Here is a 3,213-nt window from a genome sequence, read left to right on the forward strand (position 1 = left end):
CCATCGGGCGACAAGAAACTGTCATGCTTCTCCGCCGTGGCACCGGTCAACGGATAAAAAACGTGTGCGTAATGAGTCGCTCCCTTGCTGAGCGCCCAATCTTTCATCGCCGAGGCAACCGCGTCGGCCACGGTCGGATCCAGCTTTTCACCCGATTCGATTGTCTTGACCAACGATTTGTATACCGGCTTGGGCAGCCGCTCTTGCATCACCTTCTTGCTAAACACATTGGCGCAGAACAGATCCTGCATCGGAGTTTCTGAAAAATCCATCGCAGGCGTATTCGACTTGTAGCCCGTCACGGCTGCGATCGCCGAAAGCCGCGGACTCATACCGGGCGAGGTCGCCGCGGCTCCATTGCTGGCTGGCCCACGGGAATTGCTTTTTGTCTCGGCAGTCAGCGTTGTGCTCATCTTTCAATCCGGCGTTGTTGGGAGAAAAGTTAACTTGCGTGGCCGTGAATAAGGCACGCTGCACCGATAAAGGAACAACACCGCCATCCACGTTCGCCCCCCCGCATATCGCAAACCCTGTACCTATCCCGAATTAAGTCCGCTATCCAACGCGTCAAGCTCCGGCGTGACTTCTCCCCGGCGTCTCTGCCACCGGCGTTTTACGTGGTTTGGTCGCATTTTGATCCGCCCCCCGCAATTCTTTGCGAAAACGAATTCCCTCGCCGAGCATCACGACACACCATCTCACATGCAACAATTCAGGGCATCTACTGCCTATTCGATGGGCACCCCGACCTATCCAAGGGAATGGCTGAGGGGGCATTTTGACCGCAATTACGCGACGGAAACTCATTTGTTCCATGGCGGCATGGTTTATGCGTTGCAAGGCGTGCGGAATTCTCAAGCAACATTCTCGCTCTCCCCTTCGTCACCCCCAGCTCCACCGACTTTCATGCATCGCTTCCATCCGACGAAACAATCTCCGACTCCAAAGGACACACATCAAAAGGCGCTTGATGTGAACCTAGATCCACGGCGTTACGGCACGTTCGCCGAAATCGGAGCAGGGCAAGAAGTCGTTCGCTGGTTCTTTCGCGTTGGCGGCGGTGCCGGCACGATCGCCAAAAGTATGTCTGCGTATGACATGAAGGTCAGCGACGCGATTTACGGACGCGCCTCGCGTTACGTCTGTCGCGAACGATTGCAAGCGATGCTCGATTACGAACACCGCCTGAATCTGGATCGACTTCGCGAGGTTCGCGGCGACACCACAGCCTTCTTTGCCTTTGCCGACACCGTCTCGGCGAGAAATTTCCAAGGGACCAATGAGTGCCATGGCTGGATGGGAATCAAGTTCCAAGCTCATCCACGCGACGACGATAGCCAAATCATTATCCATGTGCGAATGCTTGACGAGGAGGCGGCGCTACAGCAAGAAGCACTCGGGATCGTCGGGGTGAACCTCGTGCATGGCGCCTTCGCGCTGCACCATGAACCCGAACTGCTTGTCGATTCGCTGCTCGATGGACTTTCGACTTCGCGGATTGAAATCGACATGATCGAGTTTTCGGGGATCGCGTTCCGCCACGTCGATAACCGATTGATGAGCCTGAAACTTGTCGAACTCGGTCTGAGCGGTGCAGCGATGTTCGCCAGCAGCGGCGAAGTGCTGCAGCCATCGGAGTTCTTTTACCGCAAACCGATCTTGGTCGAACGGGGCAGCTTTCGCCCGGTGTGCAACGTCAATCTCGATATGCTACGTGGGGCGCACGAAAAGTTTTCTCAGCTGCCAAGCGTCGCCGGTAAAGAAGTGGTTCAAGTGATGGAGATCACGATGAACAACCTCAAGGCCGAAGGTGAAATTGATTTGCGCGACTTCCTCGCTCGCGCTGACGTCATGGCCGCCTGTGGCATGCCCGTGCTGATCTCGGACTACTTTCGCTACTTCCGTTTAGCCGCCTATCTGTCGCGTTACAGCAAAGAAAGTATCGCGATCACGATGGGCGCCGGCAGCTTGTTGGAACTGTTTGATGAGCAGTACTACACCAGCCTCGAAGGCGGAATCCTTGAATCGTTTGGACGCTTGTTCAAGAACGACTTGAAGATTTACTGCTACCCGCTACTGGATCCAGCGACAGGCCAACTTGTGACGTGCGACAATCTCGAAGTCAAACCCGAACTCAGCAAGCTGTACCACTACCTGCTTGACCGCGGCGAAATCAACGCGGTGGAAAATTACGATGTCGATTGTTTAAAGATCTTCTCACGCGAGGTACTCCGCATGATCAAAAACGGTGACGCCGATTGGGAAACAATGGTGCCGAAACCGGTCGCTGAGGTGATCAAAAACAAAAATTACTTCGACTACCAACCCGCGTAATTCAATCGAACGCACGCGTTCGGCTTTGAATCTCAATCTTAAATCGGCCACGACATCAACACACTCATGTCATCAGCACTCTCGTGACACCAACGAGAAGATACCGATCGACATGCCCACGAAGCGGCGACTTTAAACACAGAAAACCCACGAAAGGGGCACTGAAACCCCCTGGATAACAAAGACGCTGCGATGGAGGCTAAAAAAACGCCGCCGAAGCGAGTTTTGTCGGTCCGCTGCGCATTCGCGATCATCGCTTTCCCGTTTATTCAGCCAATAATCGCGTCCAGTGTGCGTCATTCCGGCATTGGCAAGTCGCGCTCGCAATTGTCGCAGCCACCTTATAGATTCTGGACTCTCATCCTTCATTGAATCCCAACGCCCATGTTATCTGAAATGCCCGATACGTTGATTTCTGACACGGTACGTCGGTACCGGCACACTCACTATCGCCACACCAAAATCGTCGCGACGCTCGGACCAGCAACCCAGTCCGAAGAAGGCTTGACGCGACTGATCAATCAAGGTGTCGATGTCTTTCGCTTGAACATGGCCCATGGAACAGGCGAATGGGCCATCGATGTCACCAAGCGAATTCGCCAGACCTCGGACAAAGTCGGTCGTCACGTTGCGGTGATGATGGACGTCAAAGGTCCCGAGATTCGCACCGGGGTGGTCGAAAAGCCTATCGAGCTGATTGTCGGAAACCGAATCCGGCTGCAAGCTTCCTCGAATCCTTTTCCGCATGATCCGGAATGCCCTTGCGTCTCGGTCAACTATCCCGATCTTGCCCGCGACGTCAAAGTGGGTGCGACCATTTTGATCGACAGCGGACTGATCCGCATGCAAATTCTAGACAAGGATGACGATGGCATTCTC

Annotated in this window: 3 protein-coding genes; 2 read left to right on the forward strand and 1 reads right to left on the reverse strand. The window is 54.4% G+C overall.

The features are described from left to right. Positions 1-332 (reverse strand): glutamine synthetase III (locus ABX962_RS33350; RefSeq protein WP_372725996.1); only part of this gene is annotated, 332 nt, incomplete at its 3' end. Positions 333-906: 574 nt separating this feature from the next. On the opposite strand from ABX962_RS33350, the gene ABX962_RS33355 reads away from it, so the two are divergent. Together ABX962_RS33355 and ABX962_RS33360 are read left to right on the forward strand one after the other, a co-directional pair. Beyond that, positions 907-2,334, forward strand: a complete 1,428-nt coding sequence (locus ABX962_RS33355) for a TonB-dependent receptor (protein ID WP_372725994.1) — start codon at positions 907-909, stop codon at positions 2,332-2,334. A gap of 384 nt (positions 2,335-2,718) precedes the next feature. Beyond that, positions 2,719-3,213, forward strand: a 495-nt coding sequence (locus ABX962_RS33360) for a pyruvate kinase (RefSeq protein ID WP_372725995.1), incomplete at its 3' end; no start/stop codon positions are given.

This window comes from Novipirellula sp. (assembly GCF_041583735.1).
Taxonomy (GTDB): Bacteria; Planctomycetota; Planctomycetia; order Pirellulales; family Pirellulaceae; genus Novipirellula.